This window comes from Streptomyces sp. GSL17-111 (genome assembly GCF_037911585.1).
Taxonomy (GTDB): Bacteria; Actinomycetota; Actinomycetes; order Streptomycetales; family Streptomycetaceae; genus Streptomyces.
The window spans coordinates 4,592,381-4,610,383 of the sequence record NZ_JBAJNS010000001.1 but is presented as its reverse complement, the minus strand read 5'-3'; the positions used below and the strand labels follow the sequence as shown (position 1 = coordinate 4,610,383).

At 76.5% G+C, this 18,003-nt stretch carries 12 protein-coding genes, 1 pseudogene and 1 riboswitch; of the genes and pseudogenes, 7 read left to right on the top strand and 6 right to left on the bottom strand.

What is annotated here, in order from left to right; all coding sequences use genetic code 11:
- Positions 1-46: 46 nt before the first annotated feature.
- On the bottom strand, positions 47-1,396 hold the full coding sequence (locus tag V6D49_RS20575; RefSeq protein ID WP_340561780.1) for a glycosyltransferase family 4 protein: 1,350 nt from the start codon (positions 1,394-1,396) through the stop codon (positions 47-49).
- A 254-nt stretch (positions 1,397-1,650) separates the two neighbouring features.
- On the opposite strand from V6D49_RS20575, the gene V6D49_RS20570 reads away from it, so the two are divergent.
- Both V6D49_RS20570 and V6D49_RS20565 read left to right on the top strand, forming a co-directional pair.
- On the top strand, positions 1,651-2,331 hold the full coding sequence (locus V6D49_RS20570; RefSeq protein ID WP_340561779.1) for a TetR family transcriptional regulator: 681 nt from the start codon (positions 1,651-1,653) through the stop codon (positions 2,329-2,331).
- Between the two features lie 217 nt (positions 2,332-2,548).
- On the top strand, positions 2,549-3,151 hold the full coding sequence (locus V6D49_RS20565; protein ID WP_340561778.1) for a response regulator transcription factor: 603 nt from the start codon (positions 2,549-2,551) through the stop codon (positions 3,149-3,151).
- Here V6D49_RS20565 and V6D49_RS20560 read toward each other — a convergent pair.
- The 4 genes from V6D49_RS20560 to lanKC form a co-directional block, all read right to left on the bottom strand.
- Positions 3,074-4,876, bottom strand: a complete 1,803-nt coding sequence (locus V6D49_RS20560) for an ABC transporter ATP-binding protein (RefSeq protein WP_340561777.1) — start codon at positions 4,874-4,876, stop codon at positions 3,074-3,076. The two genes, V6D49_RS20565 and V6D49_RS20560, sit on opposite strands and share 78 nt — an antisense overlap.
- On the bottom strand, positions 4,869-6,569 hold the full coding sequence (locus V6D49_RS20555; protein ID WP_340561776.1) for an ABC transporter ATP-binding protein: 1,701 nt from the start codon (positions 6,567-6,569) through the stop codon (positions 4,869-4,871). Before V6D49_RS20555 ends, V6D49_RS20560 begins: the two co-directional genes overlap by 8 nt.
- Before the next feature lie 189 nt (positions 6,570-6,758).
- The gene (locus V6D49_RS20550) at positions 6,759-6,878 is read right to left on the bottom strand and encodes a SapB/AmfS family lanthipeptide (RefSeq protein ID WP_191207801.1); all 120 of its coding nucleotides are present in this window, start codon (positions 6,876-6,878) and stop codon (positions 6,759-6,761) included.
- Positions 6,879-6,934: 56 nt separating this feature from the next.
- On the bottom strand, positions 6,935-9,607 hold the full coding sequence (lanKC, locus tag V6D49_RS20545; RefSeq protein WP_340561775.1) for a class III lanthionine synthetase LanKC: 2,673 nt from the start codon (positions 9,605-9,607) through the stop codon (positions 6,935-6,937).
- A gap of 231 nt (positions 9,608-9,838) precedes the next feature.
- A riboswitch (cobalamin riboswitch) is annotated at positions 9,839-10,004 on the top strand.
- A gap of 147 nt (positions 10,005-10,151) precedes the next feature.
- Here lanKC and V6D49_RS20540 point away from each other — a divergent pair.
- From V6D49_RS20540 to V6D49_RS20520, 5 genes are read left to right on the top strand one after another with little or no spacing between them, the layout of a single operon-like run.
- Entirely contained in the window at positions 10,152-11,507 is a 1,356-nt protein-coding gene (locus tag V6D49_RS20540; RefSeq protein WP_340561774.1) for a prenyltransferase/squalene oxidase repeat-containing protein, read from the top strand.
- Positions 11,507-12,214, top strand: coding sequence for an SCO2322 family protein (locus V6D49_RS20535; RefSeq protein ID WP_340561773.1), 708 nt, complete (start codon positions 11,507-11,509; stop codon positions 12,212-12,214). Before V6D49_RS20540 ends, V6D49_RS20535 begins: the two co-directional genes overlap by 1 nt.
- The gene (locus V6D49_RS20530) at positions 12,211-13,440 is read left to right on the top strand and encodes a CbiQ family ECF transporter T component (protein ID WP_340561772.1); all 1,230 of its coding nucleotides are present in this window, start codon (positions 12,211-12,213) and stop codon (positions 13,438-13,440) included. Before V6D49_RS20535 ends, V6D49_RS20530 begins: the two co-directional genes overlap by 4 nt.
- Positions 13,437-15,083 carry an ABC transporter ATP-binding protein gene (locus V6D49_RS20525; protein WP_340561771.1) on the top strand — a complete coding sequence of 549 codons (1,647 nt, stop codon included), beginning with the start codon at positions 13,437-13,439 and terminating at the stop codon, positions 15,081-15,083. The genes V6D49_RS20530 and V6D49_RS20525 overlap by 4 nt, the downstream gene beginning before the upstream one ends.
- Complete coding sequence (locus V6D49_RS20520; protein WP_340561770.1) at positions 15,080-15,961, top strand: ECF transporter S component; 882 nt, start codon at positions 15,080-15,082, stop codon at positions 15,959-15,961. Before V6D49_RS20525 ends, V6D49_RS20520 begins: the two co-directional genes overlap by 4 nt.
- On the opposite strand, the pseudogene V6D49_RS20515 reads toward V6D49_RS20520, so the two are convergent.
- Positions 15,929-17,944, bottom strand: a pseudogene (locus V6D49_RS20515) (bifunctional glycosyltransferase 87/phosphatase PAP2 family protein); the annotation flags it as partial. The gene V6D49_RS20520 and the pseudogene V6D49_RS20515 overlap by 33 nt on opposite strands.
- Between the last annotated feature and the right edge of the window lie 59 nt (positions 17,945-18,003).

Below are 18,003 nucleotides of genomic sequence, written 5' to 3'. Positions count from 1 at the left end.
TTTCGTGAGGGTCGGGGCGGGCGGAGGCGGCCGGCGCCGCGAGCGGTCAGCCGGTGGGACGGCCGGTGGAGCTGCGGGCGATGGCGTCCCGGTAGTGCTCGGCGGTGCCGATGGCCGCCTGCCGCCAGGTGAAGCGGCTCAGCACCCGGGCCCGCCCGGCCCGGCCGAGCCGGGCGCGCAGCGGGGCGTCGGACAGCAGCCGGGTGAGGGCGGCGGCGAGCGCACCGGGGTCTCCGGGCGGCACCGCGAGGCTCGTCTCCCCGTCCGGCCCGGCGACTTCGGGGATGGCGCCGCCGGTGGTGGCCACCAGGGGCGTGCCGGTGGCCATGGCCTCGGCGGCGGGGAGCGAGAAGCCCTCGTAGAGGGAGGGGACGCAGGCGATCTGGGCGCCGCGGACCAGGTCGACGAGTTCCCCGTCGCTGATGCCCTTGACGAACTCGACGGGGACGCGCCCGGTGTGGTCGGGCTCGTTCAGCCCGAAGCGTTCGACGGCCCGGGCCACCGGGCCGCGTTCGGCCCGCCGGCCCACGACGACGACGTGGGCCTCGGGGTGTTCGGTGCGCACCTTGGCCAGGGCCTCCACCAGGTGGACCAGGCCCTTGAGGGGGACGTCGGCGCTGGAGGTGGTGACGATGCGGCCGGGCACCTCGGGGACGGCGGGGTCGGGGGCGAACCGCTCGGTGTCCGCTCCGATGTGGACGACGTGCACCCGCCCCGCGTCCACACCGAGGTGGTCGACGATCTCCTGCCGGGAGGTGCCGGAGACGGTCAGGACGGACGGCAGCCGGCGCGCGACGCGGCGCTGCATGCGGGTGAAGCCGTACCAGCGGCGGACGGAGAGGCGGCGCCGGAGGGTGGTGGCGGCGGCCAGGTCGAGCTGTCGGTCGACGGTGATGGGGTGGTGCACGGTCGTGACGAGCGGGGCGCCGAGCACGCCGGGGCCGCCGAGCAGTCCGTAGCCGAGGGTCTGGTTGTCGTGGACGACGTCGAAGTCGCCGCGCCGGGCGGCCAGGTGGCGGCGGGCCCGCAGGGAGAACGTCAGCGGCTCGGGGAAGCCGCCCGTCCACATGGTGGCCACCTCCAGGGCGTCCACCCAGTCGCGGTACTCGCCCCGGCCGGGGGTGCGGAACGGGTCCGGCTGGCGGTAGAGGTCGAGGCTGGGCAGCTCGGTGAGGGTGACGCCCTCGTCGAGGACGGGGTAGGGCTGCGCGCCGATCACCTCGACCCGGTGCCCGAGGCGGGCGAGCTCGCGCGAGAGGTGGCGGACGTAGACGCCCTGACCCCCGCAGAACGGGTTGCCCTTGTAGCTGAGCAGGGCGACGCGCAGGGGACGGTCGCCGTCACCGGCGCCCTGACGGGATCGGGCCGCCGCGTCCCGGATGGCCTCTGCGGTCACTCGCGGTCCCCTTCTCGCCGGACTTTCGCGGGAGCGTAACGGCTCGCGCTAAGGTAGAACAAGTTTCAGATGCTTGCCCTCAGGGCCTCTGCACTCCCTGAATCTACCGGCCGGTCACCCAGCAGTTCCGTCCGGAGCCGGTGATTCCCACCACGGCCCGCACCCTGACAGGATGCACAGGCCATCGGCGCCCCGCCCGCCGGACCGCCGCCGCCCGGACGACCCCGCACTGTGAGACCGACGCACCGCACACCATGACGCCACCGACACCGCGACCCCGTCCGGGGACGCCACCGAGGACGCCCGCGAGGGCGGCGACGTCCCCGCGCCCCCGCCTCACCCCGCCGGACGGGCCCGCGCTGACCGAGCGGCAGGAGGAGCGCCGCCGCCGCATCCTGCGCGCGACGACGCAGCTCGCCCGCCGGGGCGGTTTCGACGCGGTGCAGATGCGGGAGGTGGCCGAGTCGGCCCAGGTGGCCCTGGGGACGCTGTACCGGTACTTCCCCTCCAAGGTGCACCTGCTGGTGGCCGCCATGCAGGACCAGTTGGAACAGCTCCTCGCGACGCTGCACAAGCGGCCGCCGACCCAGAGCGACCCGGCGGAGCGGGTCGCCGAAACCCTGATGCGGGCGTTTCGCGCCATGCAGCGGGAACCTCACCTCGCGGACGCCATGGTGCGCGCCCTGACCTTCGCCGACCGTTCGGCCAGCTCCGAGGTGGACACCGTGCTGCGGCTCACCACGGAGATCGTCCTGGACGCGATGGGGCTGGAGGAGGAGCCGACGCCGCGCCAGCTCTCCGCCGTACGGGTGATCGAGCACACCTGGCTGTTGAGCCTCATCACCTGGCTGGCCGGGCGCGCCTCCCTCGACCAGGTGCGGACGGACATCACGACGGTGTCCCGGCTGGTGGAGCAGCCCCCTTCGCAGAGGTGAGACCGGGAGGCGTGCGGAAGGGGTGAGGGCGCACGGTAGGCGCGCGTTCACACCCCGTGTGCGCCCCTTTACTCCCCCGTGGCTTGTTCTGTGTCGTCCCACGGCGTCCGGGCCGGATTCAATTGCGCGAGTACCGCCGTCCCGGGGTACCCGTTCATCCTCGCCCGGGCCGCTCCGGGCCGACGCGTGACCTGAGCTCCACGGAAGGAATCAACCTGTGATCCGGGTTCTGCTCGTGCACGACGCCCGCCTGCTGAGATCCGGACTCGCCGAACTGCTCGGCAAGGCACGGGACATCACCGCCACCTGCACCCCCTGGCGGAGCGCCGAACGCACCGCTCGCTCCACCCGGACCGACGTCTGCGTGGCCGACGTCGACGAACGCAACGGCGAGAGCCGCGACCTGACGGCCCTGATGCGCCACACCTCCCCACCCGGCTGCCGGCTCCTCGTGCTGGCCACCGCCGGCCGGCCCGGCCCGCTGCGGCACGCCTTCGAGGCCGACGCGCTGGGCTTCGTCAACAAGGACGCCAGCCCCGACCAACTGCTCACCGCGATCCGCCAGGTGGCCGCAGGGGAACGTTTCGTCGACCCCTCGCTCGCCCTGGGATTCCTCCAGGCGAGCCAACTGCCGCTGACCCAGCGGGAGCTGAGTGTCCTGTCGCTGGCCGCCGAGGGAGCGTCGGTGGCGGAGATAGCCGCCTCCCTCCACCTGACCAACGGGACCATACGGAACTACATGTCAGCGATCACCCGGAAGACCGGCGCGCGCAACCGCGTGGACGCCATCTGCATCGCCCAGCGTTCCGGCTGGCTGTGACCCCACGGCGGCGTCCCAACCGCCGCACAGGTCACGGAAGAGCGCCGAGCCCGCCGCGACCTCGGCCGGACGCCCCACCACGGCCCGCGTCCCGTCCAGCACGAGCACGAGGTCCGCGCGCCGCGCCGAGGAGATCCGGTGCGCGATGACGACGACCGTGCCCGGCCGGGCGCGGAACGCCAGCTCCGCCCGCGCCTCGGCGGCCGGGTCCAGGTGGCACGTCGCCTCGTCCAGGACGACCACCGGGTCCGGTGACGCGTAGGCCCGCGCCAGGGCCAGCGACTGCCGCTCGCCCGCCGAGAGTCCGGCCGGGTCCAGCACGGCCTCCGGGCCGCCGAGCCGCGCCAGCAGCTCCGCGCAGCCCACCGCCTCCGCCGCGCGGAGCAGCACCGCGTCCGGCACCGGCTCCGGGCACAGATAGGCGAGGTTCTCGCGCACGGTGCCGGTGAAGACGTACGCCTCCTGCGGGAGGAGCGTCACCGGCCCGTGCGCGGCGACGTGCCCGGAGGTAGGCCGCAGCAGTCCGGCGAGCAGCCGGGCCAGCGTCGACTTGCCGATGCCACTCGGCCCGACGACGGCGAGGTGTCCTCCGCGCGGCACCGTGACGTCCACGGCGTCGAGCACGGGGGCCGCGCCCCGTCCGTAGGAGAAGGAGACGCCGCTCAGTTCCAGGGCGGCGCCCGGAGCCCGGGGCGGAGGCGGGCGGTGCCGGACGGGCCCGTCGTCGGTGGGGCCGCCGCGCAGCCGGGTGAGGACGACGGCCAGCCGCGCCCCGGCGCCGCCGAGGCCGTGCACCAGGCTCTCCAGTGCCGGGGCGAGGGACTGGAGCAGGTAGGTCAGGGCGCCCGCGAGCGCGCCCGCGCTGACCCCCCGGTCGAGCAGCCAGGGGGTGAGCAGCAGCAGGAGCAGCACGGGCAGCCGGCCGCCGAGCCCGAGCGCCACGGCCCGCGTCGCCCCCCAGCGGGCCAGCGCACTCGCGGCGCGCCGCTCGTCGGTGACGCGGTCGCCCACCTCGGCGCGCACCCGCTCCTGGGCCCCGCAGGCGACGACGTCGCGCAGCCCGCCCAGCGTCGCGTCCAGTTCGGCGGCCAGAGCCTCGTCGGCGTCCAGGAACCGGCGCTGCCGGCGGGCCAGGGGGCGCAGGCTCGCCGCGAACACGGCGAGCCCGCACAGCAGCGGCGGCAGGACGACGAGGAGCAGCAGCGGGTGCAGGGCCGCCAGCCCGGCCAGGGCGGCGGCCGCCGTGAAGACGAAGGCCCGGCCGGCCATGAGGAGCCCGGCGAAGCTGTCCCGGGCGATCTCCACCTGGTGGGTGAGCCGGGAGACGGCTCCGGCCCCGGCGGCCCCGGTGGCGCTGCCGCGCGTCACGGCGGTGTGCAGGCCGCCGCCCACGACCCGTTCGACGAGCAGGTCCCGCAGGGGTTCGGTGAGGGCGCCGACGGCCCGGTGGACGCGGCCCGTGCCGAAGGCCCCGGCCACGATGCCCACGGCGCCCACCCCGAGCCAGGCCAGGCCGGTGGCGGGGCGGTCGCGCAGGAAGCCCTCGTCCAGGGCCCGGGCGACGGCCAGCCCGAGCAGGAAGGTGTGGGCGGCCTCCAGCACGGACCAGCCGGTCAGGGCCAGCAGGGCCCGGGGTCGGCGCAGCAGCCGGCGCACCCCGGCGGCGAGCAGGCCGCGCCGGGGCGGCGGGGCCTCGGTGGTCTGCTGGGAGGACTCTTCAGGCATCGGCGGGCTCCGGTCCGGTGGCGAACACGGCGCGGTAGTCGGGGTCCTGCCACAGCCGGGCGTGCGGGGCGAGGGCGCGCAGTCGTCCCGCCTCCAGCCAGGCGACCAGGTCGGCGCGGGCGGCGGTGGCGGCACGGTGGGCGACGAGCAGCCGGGTGCCCGGCCGGTCCCCGTTCAGGAGCGCCTCGGTGACCTGGCGTTCGGTGGCGGTGTCCAGGCTGGAGGTGGCGTCGTCCAGGATGAGCAGCCGCCCCCGGTGGGTGAACGCCCGGGCCAGCCCGAGGCGTTGGATCTCCCCGCCGGAGAGCGGCACGTCGGCGCAGGGCGTGTCGTAGCCGTGCGGCAGGGTGCGCACGAAGGTGTCGGCGCGGGCGGCGCGGGCGGCCTCCGTGATCCGCTCGGGGCCGGGGGGCGGCAGCGGACCGAAGCCGATCGTGCCGGCGAGGGTCCCGCCGAGGAGGACGGGACGTTCGAAGGCGTAGCCGACGGCACGGCGCAGCGCGGTGGGGTCTGCCTCGGTCAGCGGGACGCCGTCGAGGAGCACCTCGCCGTGGTCGGGCTCGGCCAGCTTCCCCGCCAGTCGGGCGAGTTCGGACTTGCCCGCGCCGGAGCGCCCCACCACGGCCACCGTCGCGCCGCCGGGCACGGTGAGGTCGACGCCGTCCAGCACCGTGCGCCCCCCGCGGACCGCGCTGACGCCGCGCAGCTCCAGCCGGCCCGGCCCCGGCGGCAGCGGCGTCGTGCCGTAGGGCACGGCGGGCACGGCGTGCACCTCGGCCAGGCGGGCGCCCGAACGGCGGGCTCGGACGAGCGCGGCCAGCCGTCCGGTGAGCACGCCGATCCCGGCGGCGAGCGCGGCGTACCGGGTGGCGGCCAGGAGCGTGCCGACGCTCAGCTCACCGGCGACCAGCAGAAGGCCGCCGGTGGCGACGACGGCCGTCTGGAGCAACGGCACGAGCACCGCCGCCTGGGCGTTGGAACGGCCCTGGACCCGCCACATGCGGTGCCCCTCGCGGCTCAGCCCGGGCAGCGCGGCGAGCACCCGCTCGCGTTCGCGGCGCAGCGTCCCGGCGGCGGCGATGGTGCGGGCCCCGGCGAGCGTCTCGGTGAAGCGACCGGCGATCTCCCCCTGGAGGCGCAGGTACCGCTCGACGGTGTCGCCGGTGCGCCGGGTGAACGCGCGCAGGACGAGCGCGAGGACGGGCACGCCGAGCAGGAACGTCCCGGCCAGCCGCCAGTCGATGAGGACGAGGGCGGTCAGACCGCCCAGCGGGAGGGCGCAGGAGGCCAGCAGCGCGGCGACGGCACCCGGCGCCGTGCCGCTCTGGGCGGCGAGCGCGGTGGCGCGGGTGACGAGGTCGCCCCGGCTGAAGCGGGCCGCGCCGGCCGGTCCGGTGGCCAGGAGGTGGCCGACCAGCCGGGTGCGCAGGCGGGCGGTGGCGTGCGCGGTGGTGGTGCCCGTCAACACGGTCTCGACGGCGTCGAGGAGGAAGAGGGCGGCCAGCAGGGCGGCGGCCCCCGCCAGCGCGGCGGTCGCCGGTTCACCGGCGAGCAGCAGGTCGAGGGTGCGGCCGAGGGCGGCGGGCAGCAGCAGGACGGCGGCGGCGTCCGCCGTGGTGACGAGCGCGATCAGGGTGGCGCGGACGGCCTGGTGGCGCAGGGCGTCGCGAAGGACGCGGTCGGCGGGTGTCATCGGGCCGGTCTCCTCGGGCCGTTCTCCTCGGGGCCGTTCTTCGCGGGACACCGCCTCGGCCTCGGCGGCCGGGGACGGTCCCGGGCGGGTGTGGTCCGCCGCCCGGGACCGGGCCTCTCCGGTGCGCCGACACGCGGGCGCCCGAGCGCCTCAGCGCGTCAGCGCGTCACCCGGAACACCGGTGCTGTGTCAGAGGCACAGGATGGTGCTGGCGGAGCTGACCTTGTCGCAGGCGAGCAGGCTGACGTTGCTGCCCGCGTCGCCGCCGGTCTCCGGGGTCTCCATCTTCTGCAGGTCGAGAAGCGCCATGATGTTTCCTCTCTGTAGGGACGGTGTGTTACTTCCTGACCCCTGGCCGGGGCAGGTCATCGGGGCCGCGGTGGCGGCGGGAGGAACGGCAGCCGGACGGGCTCGTCGTGCCGGGCGGAGCCGACGGCGAGCAGGCATCCGGCGGTGCCGGTGGACAGGTCCATGGACAGGCGCATCATCTGGTCGCCGGGGAAGGCGAGCCCGCCGCCGTAGGACATGGCGTACCAGCCGAGCGCGTCGAGCTGCCGCTCGACGTCCTCGCGGGACGCCTGGGGGGTGGCGGTGCGGGCCAGGTGCCAGATCATCCCGGCGCGGCCCCGGAAGAGTCCGGGCTGCGCGTAGAAGCGGGAGCGGGCGGCGGGCAGGATCTGCCCGCGGGCCTCCTGGAAGGCGCTGTCGTCGGGCCGGTGGGTGAGGTAGTCGTCGAGGACGGCGGCGATGCCGACGCTGCCCGCGCCGAGGTACGGCATGGTGCGGGCGCCTTCGTCCACGTGAAGGGCGCCGCTGCGGTCGGGGACGCAGCGCGCGAGGTCCCGCCGCAGCGTCTCGCCCGCGAGGTCGAGCAGGGCGGTGTCTCCGGTGCGTTCGTAGAGGCGCAGGAAGAGCAGCGCGGGTCCGGTGCCGCCGTGCAGCAGTCCCGCTCTCGGGATGCGGCCGTCCTCGTCGCTCGCGCCGGCCAGCAGGTCGGCAGCGCGGGAGGCCGCCTCCAGGGCGTGGTCGTGCAGGGCGGGATCGTCCGTCCGGGTGCCCAGATGGTCCAGGGCCAGCCCCACTCCGGCGAGGCCGCCGTCGAGGTCGTGGCCGAGGCGCTGCCACCGCTCGGCCAGGGTGCGCTCGACGAGTTCGGCGGCACGGGCGCGGTGGCCGAGCCGGTCCAGGACGAGGGCGACGCCGAGCAGCCCGTCGTAGAGGCCGAGCGGGGTGCGGCGCGGTGGCGCCGCGGTGTGGGCGAGGAGCCACTCCTCGCCCTGCGGGTAGCGCGGCGCGCCGGTCTCGGCGAGCGCGTACAGGACGCCGGCCGCTCCGTGGGCGAGACCGAGCCCCCGGCCCTCCCCGAACTGGGCGACGTCGCCGGGGAACAGGCGGTCGTCGCGCTCGGGCGTCGCGGAGGCGAGGATGGCGCGGACCATGGAGTCGCGGCTGTGCGGCCAGTCGCCGGGGTGGACGCCGGGCGCACGGTCGCCGTCCACCCGGTCGGTGGACCGGGCGGCCGTCGCGAGGCGCCCGCCCGGCGCGGCGCGTTCCGGCGCGGGGCGTTCCGGCGCGGGGCGCACGGACCCGTCCCCCGGGGGGACGCTCCGTGCGCCGCCCTCGATCTCGGCCACCGCCTCGTCCAGGAACGACCGGGGCACGTCGGGGAACTGCTCGGTGACGACGTCCGCCAGGTGGGCCGCCATGCCGCGGTCCACGGCCAGCAGCGTCGTCACGGGCAGGAAGAGAGCCAGGCGCAGGCAGGCCAGGGCGTAGGTGTCGATCGCGAAGCCGCGGCGGTCGGCGGGGGCCAGGAAGCCGGGGTGCGCGACGGCCTGCCGCGGGTCGTCCTCGACGGGAGCGGCCGCCTCGAAGTCGAGCAGCGAGATGGACTTCTCGTCGGGCGCGACCATGATGTTGAACATGTGCAGGTCGTTGAAGACGATGCCGCGTGCGTGCACGGCGGCGACGGCGTCGGTGACGGCCCGGTGGACCGTCAGGGCCCACTGGGTGTAGTCGGCGACGGCGCGGGGCTCGGGGTTCTCGGTCAGCAGGGGGTGACGCTGGGCGAAGAAGGCGTTGAGCGTCTGGCCGGGCAGGTGGTCCATCACCAGGAAGCGGTGGCCCTCCAGGGTGAACCAGTCCCGTACGCCGGGGGCCACGCCGCTGCCCGCGAGCCGCTCCAGGGCCGCCTTCTCGCGCTCCAGCCGGCGCACGGCGTCGGCGCCGTCGGCGGCCAGACCGGCGTGCGGGCGTCCCTCCTTGAGCACGACCTCCTCGCCGGTGCGGGTGTCCTTCCCGGCGTAGACCCCGCCGCCGTTGGAGAAGTGCAGGGCCCGCTCGATGCGGTAGGGCAGGTCGGCGACGGTCGCGGAGTTGCGGGCGTCCAGGTGCGGTTGGAGGCAGGCGGGGAGAGTGACCCACTCCGGGACGGTGAACACCGGGTCCCTGCGGTCGGGCACGAGGGTGCCCTCGGCGTTCTCCAGCGCGGGGACCAGCGTCCCGTGCTCGTCCAGGCAGTGCCGTGGGGCGAACGCGCCGTACCGCACGTAGAGGGGGCCCTCGTGCCAGCGCAGGTCGGTGAGGATGTAGGGGCCCGGCTCCCCGGAGAGCTCCGCGTCCAGCTCGGTGAGCACGGTCCGCAGCTGCTCCTCGTCCACCGGGTAGACGGTCACCGCCTTGCCGCTGTGGCCGCGATCGGCGTACTTGGCGTTGCGCAGGTGCAGCAGGTGCAGGTCGGGGACGAACTTGAAGGCGACGCCGCGCGGGACGCAGTAGTCCCAGACGCGTTCGACGACGGTGCCGGCGTTCCCCAGCGTGGCCGAGACGTGCACCTTCCACCCCTGCGCGGGGAACTCACCCTGTTCCGGGCGCAGTTCCAGCCAGTCGCCGCTGCGGGCGGACAGCCAGCCCTCGGGGACCGGGCGGCGGGCGGCGGCGAGCGTCGCGTCCCGGCCACCCGCCGCGGTGGAGAGACGGTCGGGGGTCTCGTAGAAGTGCGGGTCGGCCAAGCAGTAGGCCTCGTACCGGCTGTCCATCGTCCCCCTTCGGTTCCGGGTCGGTGCACGGGGGGGGGTCGGCCCCTCGTTCCGGCTCGGCACAGACGTTTCCATGCCGGTGCGTGACCGAACAGTCACGGCTGTCATGAGACCGGTATGACAAACGCATGGGCTGTTGGGCCCCGGTGGACCAGTCACCGTGCGGCACCAAGAAGAACGCTGCGTGTCCCACCTGCTGAGCGGGTGTGACCGGCGGCACCGCGGCCCGGGCCCGTTGCGCCGTTAGAGTGTCCGGTGCAGTACGCGCCCTGGTCGGGGGAAGCCGGTGGGAATCCGGCGCTGACCCGCAACCGTGAACGGCACCGCAGGACCGCACCGGAAGGAGCGGCTCCGGCGGGCCGCGAGCCGGAAGACCCGCACCACGGCGTACCCCTCCCCCGGGAGGGTCCATGGCTCCCGGCGGAGCGTTCGCAGCGCGCCGCCGGCACCGTCGAGGTCTGCGGATGCCGAGCCCGGAGAGCCGCGCGCCCAGCGTGGCCCGCCCGTGGTGCCGGTGTGCGCGACCGCCACCGAAAGGCACCTGATGCTCCTGCGCCGCTGCGCCACGGCCCTGGCCGCCGCCACCGTCCTGAGCGCGTCGGCGGCCCCCGCCGCCCTGGCCGACGCCTCCCCGTCCCCGTCCGCCGAGGTGACGCTCCCGGCCGGGTTGTACGGCGCCGGGGACCCGCAGTACGACGCGGTGTGGCGGCAGTCGACGGCGCTGCTCGCGCAGGACGCGCTCGGCGTCACCCCGGCCGAGTCGGCCGTGGAGTGGCTGACGGACCAGCAGTGCGACGACGGTTCCTTCACCTCCTACCGCGCGGACCCGCAGGCGCCCTGCGACGCGGAGACACCGCGCGACACCAACGCGACGGCCATGGCCGTGCAGGCCCTGGCGGCGCTGCGCGGAGCGGACGCGGGCGCGGTCGGGGACGCGGTGGCGTGGCTGGAGTCGGTGCGCAACGAGGACGGCGGCTGGGCGTACTACGCGGGCGACCCGGCGTCCGACGCCAACTCCACGGCCGTCGTCGCGGGCGCGCTGAACGCGGCGGGCCGCGACGGCTCGGGCGAGGACTCCCCCGCCGCCGCGCTGAGCGCCTTCCAGCTCGGCTGCGACGCGCCGGACGGGCAGGCCGGCGCCTTCGCCCACGTCCCCGAGGAGAACGGCGACCTGAAGCCGAACGGCCTGGCCACGGCGTCCGCCGCGCTCGGGGCGCAGGGCCTGGGCCTGGCGGCCGAGGCCGCCGGTCAGGACGCCGGGACGCCGACGCTCCCGGAGTGCGACGAGGACGGCCGGTTCCCGGCCGAGCGGTCCGCGCAGGCCGCCGCCGCCTACCTCAGCGCCGAACTGGAGCGCAACGGCGGCTACCTGGAGTTCGCCATGCCGGGCGCCGAACCGCAGCCCGACCACAGCGGGACCGCGCTGGCCGTCATCGCCCTGGCGGCGGGCGGTCACGAGGACGCCGCGCGGGAGCCGCTGAACTGGCTGGCGGACCACCACGGCCAGTGGCAGGGCCTGAACGAGAGCCCGGCGGGCCTCGGTCAGCTGGTGCTGGCGGTCCGGGCCACGGGCGGCGACCCGGAGGCGTTCGGCGGCTCGGACCTGCTCGCCCGGCTGAGCGCCACCGGGCCGGAGCCGCAGCCCTCGAAGGAGCCCAAGGGGTTGGCGTCCGAGAATCGCGACGGCGCGGACGGCGAGGAGGGGAACGGCGCGGCCGTGTGGTGGGTCGTCGGCTCGATCTTCGTCGCGGGCGTCGGCATCGGCCTGCTGGTGAGTCTGCGCAAGCGCGGCACGGGCACGAACGGCTCGGCCGACCGCTCCGCGAACGGGCCGGACGGCTCGTCGGACGGCCCCTCGGACGGCTCGTCGGACGGCTCGTCGGGCGGGGACGCGCGCTGATGGGCCGCGTCCGCGCCTCGGCCGCCGCCGCGCTCGCGGGCGTGCTCGGTGGCGTCCTGCTGCTCCTGCTCGGCGCCACCCCCGCGCACGCGGAGGGCTACCGGTACTGGTCGTTCTGGACGCGCGAGGACGACCGGTCCGACTGGGCCTACGCCACCCAGGGCCCGGCCACCCTGCGTCCGGCCGACGGCGCGGTGGTGGGGCTCCGGTTCGCGGTGACCGAGAACTCCGAGAACGCCGCGCGGCCACGCCAGCGCGACGGCTTCGAGGCCGTCTGCGCCGACACCCCGCCGCGCGAGGGGCGCAAGCGGGTGGCGCTCGTGATCGACCCCGGCACCCCGGCGGACGCGCCCGAGGGCGAGACGCCGCCCGAGCCGTGGGAGGTCTGCGCCGCCGTCGCGCCGGACGCCTCGGTGGGCGACGCCCTCGCCGCCACCGCGCCGCCCCTGCGCTACGACGCGTCGGCGCTGCTGTGCGCCGTGGCGGGGTACCCGGCCACGGAGTGCGGCCCCGAGGTCGACGCCTCGGCGCCGCGTGCCGGGGCGGACGGCACGGACGGGGCCGACGCCGCCGACGGCGCCGGGGACGAGCCGTCCGGTCCGGCCGGGGAGGACGGCGTCCCGTTCGGGCTGGTGTACGGGGGCGGGGCCGTCCTCCTCCTCGGCGGTGCGGCGGCCTGGCAGGCCCGGCGGCGTCGGCGGTCATGACCCCCGGCCCGCTCACGGTGCCCCGCCCCGCGCCGCTGGCCGCACTGCGCGCCCCGCTGGCGAACCGCACCAACGCCCTGCACGCGGGCGCCTGGTGGCTGTGGGCGCTGGGGCTGGCGGCGGCGGCCTCCCGCACCACGAACCCCCTGCTCCTGGCGTTGCTGGTGGTGGTGGCCGGGTACGTCGTGACGTCCCGGCGCACCGACGCCCCGTGGGCCCGCTCCTACGGGGTCTTCCTGCTGCTGGGGCTGGCCGTGCTGGCCATGCGGCTGCTGTTCGCCGTGCTGCTGGGCTCGCCGGTGGGCGGCACCCGGGTGCTGTTCACGCTGCCCGAGGTCCCGCTGCCCGACTGGGCCCAGGGCGTACGGATCGGCGGGCGGGTCACGGCGGAGGGGATGGCCTTCGCGTTCCGGGACGGGATGCGGCTGGCGGCGCTGCTCGTCTGCGTCGGCGCGGCCAACGCCCTGGCCAGCCCGGCCCGGCTGCTCAAGTCCCTGCCGGGCGCGCTCTACGAGGCGGGGGTCGCCGTCGTCGTCGCCATGACGTTCGCCCCCAACCTCGTCGCCGACGTGCGGCGGGTCCGGGCCGCGCGGCGACTGCGCGGGCGGCCCGACCGGGGGGTGCGGTCCGTCCTCCAGGTGGCCCTGCCCGTGCTGGAGGGTGCGCTGGAACGCTCGGTCGCGCTGGCCGCCGCGATGGACGCGCGCGGGTACGGCCGCACCGCCCGGGTGTCACCCGCCGTCCGGCGCACCACGACCGCCTGCACGCTCGGCGGACTGCTCGGCGTGTGTGTCGGGGCCTACGGCCTGCTGTCGGCGGACGGCGCGGCGTTCGCGCTCCCCGCGCTGGGGCTGGGGCTGGCCGCCGCGCTGGTGGGGCTGCGCCTCGGTGGACGCCGCGCGGCCCGTTCCCGCTACCGCCCCGACCGGTGGGGCGTGCGGGCCTGGCTGGTGGCCGGTTCGGGCGCGGCCGTCGCCGTCGGGGTGCTCGCCGCCGCGGCGGCCGACCCGTCGGCCCTCACGCCGCCCGCCGTCCCGCTGACCGCGCCGACGCTGCCCGTGGGCGCGGTGACCGCCTGTCTGCTCGGGCTGCTGCCCGCGTTCGTCGCCCCGCTGCCCGCCGAACGGGCCGGCGCGGCGTCCGCCGGGGAGAGCGGGCGCTCGCCGGCGCCGGTGGCCACGACCCGGGCACGGTCCGTCCCGAGGCCGCGAAGGAGCGCGCCGTGATCCGTTTCGAGAACGTCCGGGTGACCTACGCGGAGGCCACCGCGCCCGCCGTGTCGGGGCTCGACCTCACCGTGCCCGAGGGCGAGCTGGTGCTGCTCGTCGGGCCGTCCGGAGTCGGCAAGTCGACCCTGCTCAACGCGGTGTGCGGCCTGGTGCCGCACTTCACCGGCGGCACGCTGACCGGCCGGGTCACCGTCGACGGCCGCGACACCCGCACCCACCGGCCGCGTGAGCTGGCCGACGTCGTGGGGACCGTCGGCCAGGACCCGCTCGCGCACTTCGTCACCGACACCGTCGAGGACGAGCTGGCCTACGGCATGGAGTCGCTCGGACTGCCCCCGGCCACGATGCGCCGCCGGGTGGAGGAGACGCTCGACCTGCTCGGCCTGGTGGAGCTGCGCGACCGCGCCATCACCACCCTCTCGGGCGGCCAGCAGCAGCGGGTGGCGATCGGCTCGGTCCTCACCACGCACCCGAAGGTCCTCGTCCTCGACGAACCGACCTCCGCGCTCGACCCGGGCGCCGCCGAGGAGGTGCTGGCCGTGCTGCAACGCCTCGTGCACGACCTCGGCACCACCGTGCTCATGGCCGAACACCGGCTGGAACGCGTCGTCCAGTACGCCGACCAGGTTCTGCTCCTGCCCGAACGGGGCGCGCCCGCCAGACTCGGGGCGCCCGCCGCGCTCCTGGCCGACTCCCCCGTCCGGCCGCCCGTGGTCGAACTCGGCCGGCTCGCGGGGTGGCGGCCGCTGCCGCTGTCGGTGCGGGACGCCCGGCGCCGCGCGGGCCCGCTGCGGGAGAAGCTGGCGCCGCACACGCCCGGCCCGTCCGACGCGCCGCCGGGCGCCACGGCCGCCGGAACCGTCGCCGCGTCCGGCACCGGGCCCGTCGCCGAGGTCACGGGGGTGGACGTCCGCCGGGGCCGCAGCACGGTCCTGCACGACGTCGGCCTCACCGTGCGCCCGGGCGAGACGGTGGCGCTGATGGGCCGCAACGGCTCGGGCAAGTCGACGCTGCTGCGCACCCTGGTGGGACTGCACGAGCCCGCCCGGGGACGCGTCTCCGTCGGCGGCCACACCCCGCACCGCACCAAACCCCGGCGGCTCCTGCGGCACGTCGGCCTCGTCCCGCAGGACCCCCGCGACCTGCTCAGCGCCGAGAGCGTGGCCGCCGAGTGCGAGGACGCCGACCGCGACGCCGCCGCGGCGTCCGGCACCTGCCGCTCCCTGGTCGCCGAGCTGCTGCCCGGGGTGGACGACGGCCTCCACCCCCGCGACCTGTCCGAGGGACAGCGGCTGGCCCTCGCGCTGGCCGTCGTCCTCACCGCCGCCCCGCCACTCCTCCTCCTCGACGAGCCGACCCGGGGTCTGGACTACGCCGCCAAGCACCGGTTGGGCACCGTGCTGCGCGAGTTGGCCGCCCGGGGCCACGCCATCGTCCTGGCCACGCACGACGTGGAGCTGGCCGCCGAGCTGGCGCACCGCGTGCTCGTCCTGGCCCAGGGCGAGGTCGTCGCCGACGGGCCGACCGCCGAGGTGGTCGTCTCCTCACCGGCCTTCTCCCCGCAGACGGCCAAGATCCTCGCCCCCCAGCCCTGGCTGACGGTCGCGCAGGTACGGCGGGCCCTGGAGGGCGCGCCGTGACCGCGCGAGGCGACACCCCACGTGCGCGCACCGGCCGGCAGGACCGTCCGGTGCGGCTGGGCCCCCGCTCGGCGGCTGCCCTCGCCCTCGTCTCGGCCACGGGCGTCGTGGCGTTCGGCTGGCCCCTGCTGGCCGACTCCGCCTCCGGGCTCGCCCACTCCGCCGACGCGCCCTGGCTCTTCGCCGCGCTGCTGCCGCTGCTGCTGGCCGTGGTCGTGGCCACCGTCGCGGACTCCGGCATGGACGCCAAGGCCGTCGCCATGCTCGGCGTGCTGGCCGCCGCCGGAGCCGCGCTGCGTCCGCTCGGCGCCGGAACGGCCGGGCTGGAGCCGATGTTCTTCCTGATGATCCTCTCCGGGCGGGTGCTCGGGCCCGGCTTCGGGTTCGTGCTGGGCGCCCTGTCGATGTTCGCCGGGGCGCTCCTGACCGGCGGGGTCGGGCCCTGGCTGCCCTTCCAGATGCTCACCCTCGGCTGGGTCACCATGGGCGCGGGCCTGCTGCCGCGCCCGCACACCCTGCGCGGACGGCGCGAGCTGTGGCTGCTCGCCGCCTACGGCGCCCCCGCCGCGATGGCGTACGGGCTGGTGATGAACCTCCAGGGCTGGCCCTACATCGCCGGGCTGGCCACCGGCATCTCCTTCGTCCCCGGCGACCCGGCGGCGGAGAACCTGGCCCGGTTCACCGCGTACTGGCTCGCCACGTCACTGGGCTGGGACGTGCCGCGGGCCGCGCTCACCGTCGTCCTCACCCTCACCGTCGGCGGCTCGCTCCTGCGCGCCCTGCGCCGCGCCACCCGGCGGGCCGCCTTCGGCGCCGCGGTGACGTTCCGGCCGGCGGACGGCGCCGGTGCCGGTGACCGCGTGCGCCCCGGCCCGTGACGCGACCGGGCTCCCCGGGCCGCCGGGGCCGGCCGCACGCTGCGCCGGTATCACCGGCCGCTCCCCGGCGGGCCGCGCGGCGAGGCGGTGCCACCGGTGCGCCGCCGCGAAACCGGCGGCCACGACGGCGGCGCCCCCGACCGCGTCCAGCAGGTAGTGGTTGGCCGTGCCCATCACCACCACGGTCGTCAGCAGCGGGTAGAGGACGGCCGCGATGCGCAGCCACCGGTTCGACGTGAGCCGCAGGACGACGACCGTCGCCCACAGCGACCACCCGACGTGCAGCGAGGGCATCGCGGCGTACTGGTTGGAGATGCCCGTCAGGACGCCGAAGTCCGGGTCGTCGAAGTCCTGCGGACCGTGCGCGGTGTCCACGTAGCCCAGCCCCGGCATGAGCCGGGGCGGCGCCAGCGGGTAGAGCCAGAAGCCGACGAGCCCGAACAGCGTCGCGAAGGACAGCGCCGTGCGGGCCCAGCGGTAGGCGGGCGGGCGGCGCAGGTACAGGACGACGAGCAGGGCGATCGGCACCAGGAAGTGGAAGGCGCCGTAGTAGAAGTTCATCGCGTCGGTGAGCGCCCGTGAGCCCGCCACGAACCGGTTCAGGCCGTGCTCGACGTCCAGGCCCAGCGGCCGTTCGAGGGCCAGGATCTGCGCGCCGTGCGCCTCGGCCGTCCCGCGCCCTCCGGCGGCCAGGGACCGCACCCAGGAGTAGACGAAGTAGCCGACGCGGATGAGGAGCAGCTCCAGCAGCAGGTTGGGGCGGCTGAGGACGCCGGAGGGCTCCGGCCGCGCCCACAGCACGGAGCCGCGCGGAACGAACCGCAGCACGCAGGCGGCCAGCACGGCCGCCAACAGGGGTGCGTTCTGGCCGAACGGGGCGAGCCAGGGGATGTGCGGCACCAGCGCGTCGGCGTCCATCGTCATGACCAGCACGACGAACACCGGCCACACGTAGCGGTCGCTCCGGCGTCGGCCCACCCGGCCCACGGCGGCGAGCAGCACCCACAGCTGCTGGTGCTGCCAGGCCACCGGCGAGACGGCGACGGCGGCGCAGCCGGTGATCGCGGCGGCCAGCAGCCACTGGCCGTCGCGGGCGTAGAAGACCGCGCGACGCAGGCCGAGCACCGCCACCGCGGCGGCCAGCACCGCCCACAGCGCCAGCTCCAGCGGGCCGGTCAGCCCGAGGCGCAGCAGCAGGCCGTGCAGCGACTGGTTGGACAGGCCGTCCGACGCGCCGCCCAGGCCGACACCGGCGACGTGGTGCACCCAGTACGCCCACGAGTCCGCCGGGCGCGCCGCCCAGGCCAGCACCGTCGCCACGGCGAAGACGCCGCCCGCCGTCACCGCCGCCCGGCCGCAGGACGGCCGGGCCGGCCCGGCCGTCCGCGCCGCCACCCACAGCGCGCCCGCGAACAGCAGCAGCGGGGGCTGGAGTGCGGCGGCGGAGCCGACGAGCGCCCCGGCGAGGCCCGGTCGGCGGCGGGCGCCGAGGAACCCGGCGAGGACCAGGAGCACGGGCAGGACGCTGGTCTGCCCGAGGGAGAAGGTGTTGCGGACGGGCGTGGAGAGCATGAGCACCGCGATGGCCACCGGCAGTGCCGCGGCCGCCACCCGGCGCCCGCGCACGTCCGGCAGCGCCCGCACGGCGAGCGCGGCGACCCCCGCGACGAGCAGCAGGGTCGCCCCCGTCCACACCACGCCCAGCCCCTGTCCGGCTCCGGCCAGGGGTCTGAGGACGAGCCCGGCCAGCGGCGTGCCGGTGAAGCTCCCGTCGCCGTAGAGCGATCCGTCACCGCTGAGGACGCCGCGCTCCCCCAGCCACGCCCACAGGTCCGTCAGCCGCCGCTCGGGCGGCAGCCGCAGCACCGCCACCGCCTGCCGTGCCAGCAGCGCCGCCGCCAGCAGCCACAGCAGCACCGTGACGGCGGGCGTCGCGCCCCCGAAGGCCTGCCGACCGGCCCGCTCTCCCGTATCCGCCGTCACACCCGCCCCGTTCGTACGTCCTGTCGGGCGTCATTCTCCCCGACGTTTCCCTCCTGTTC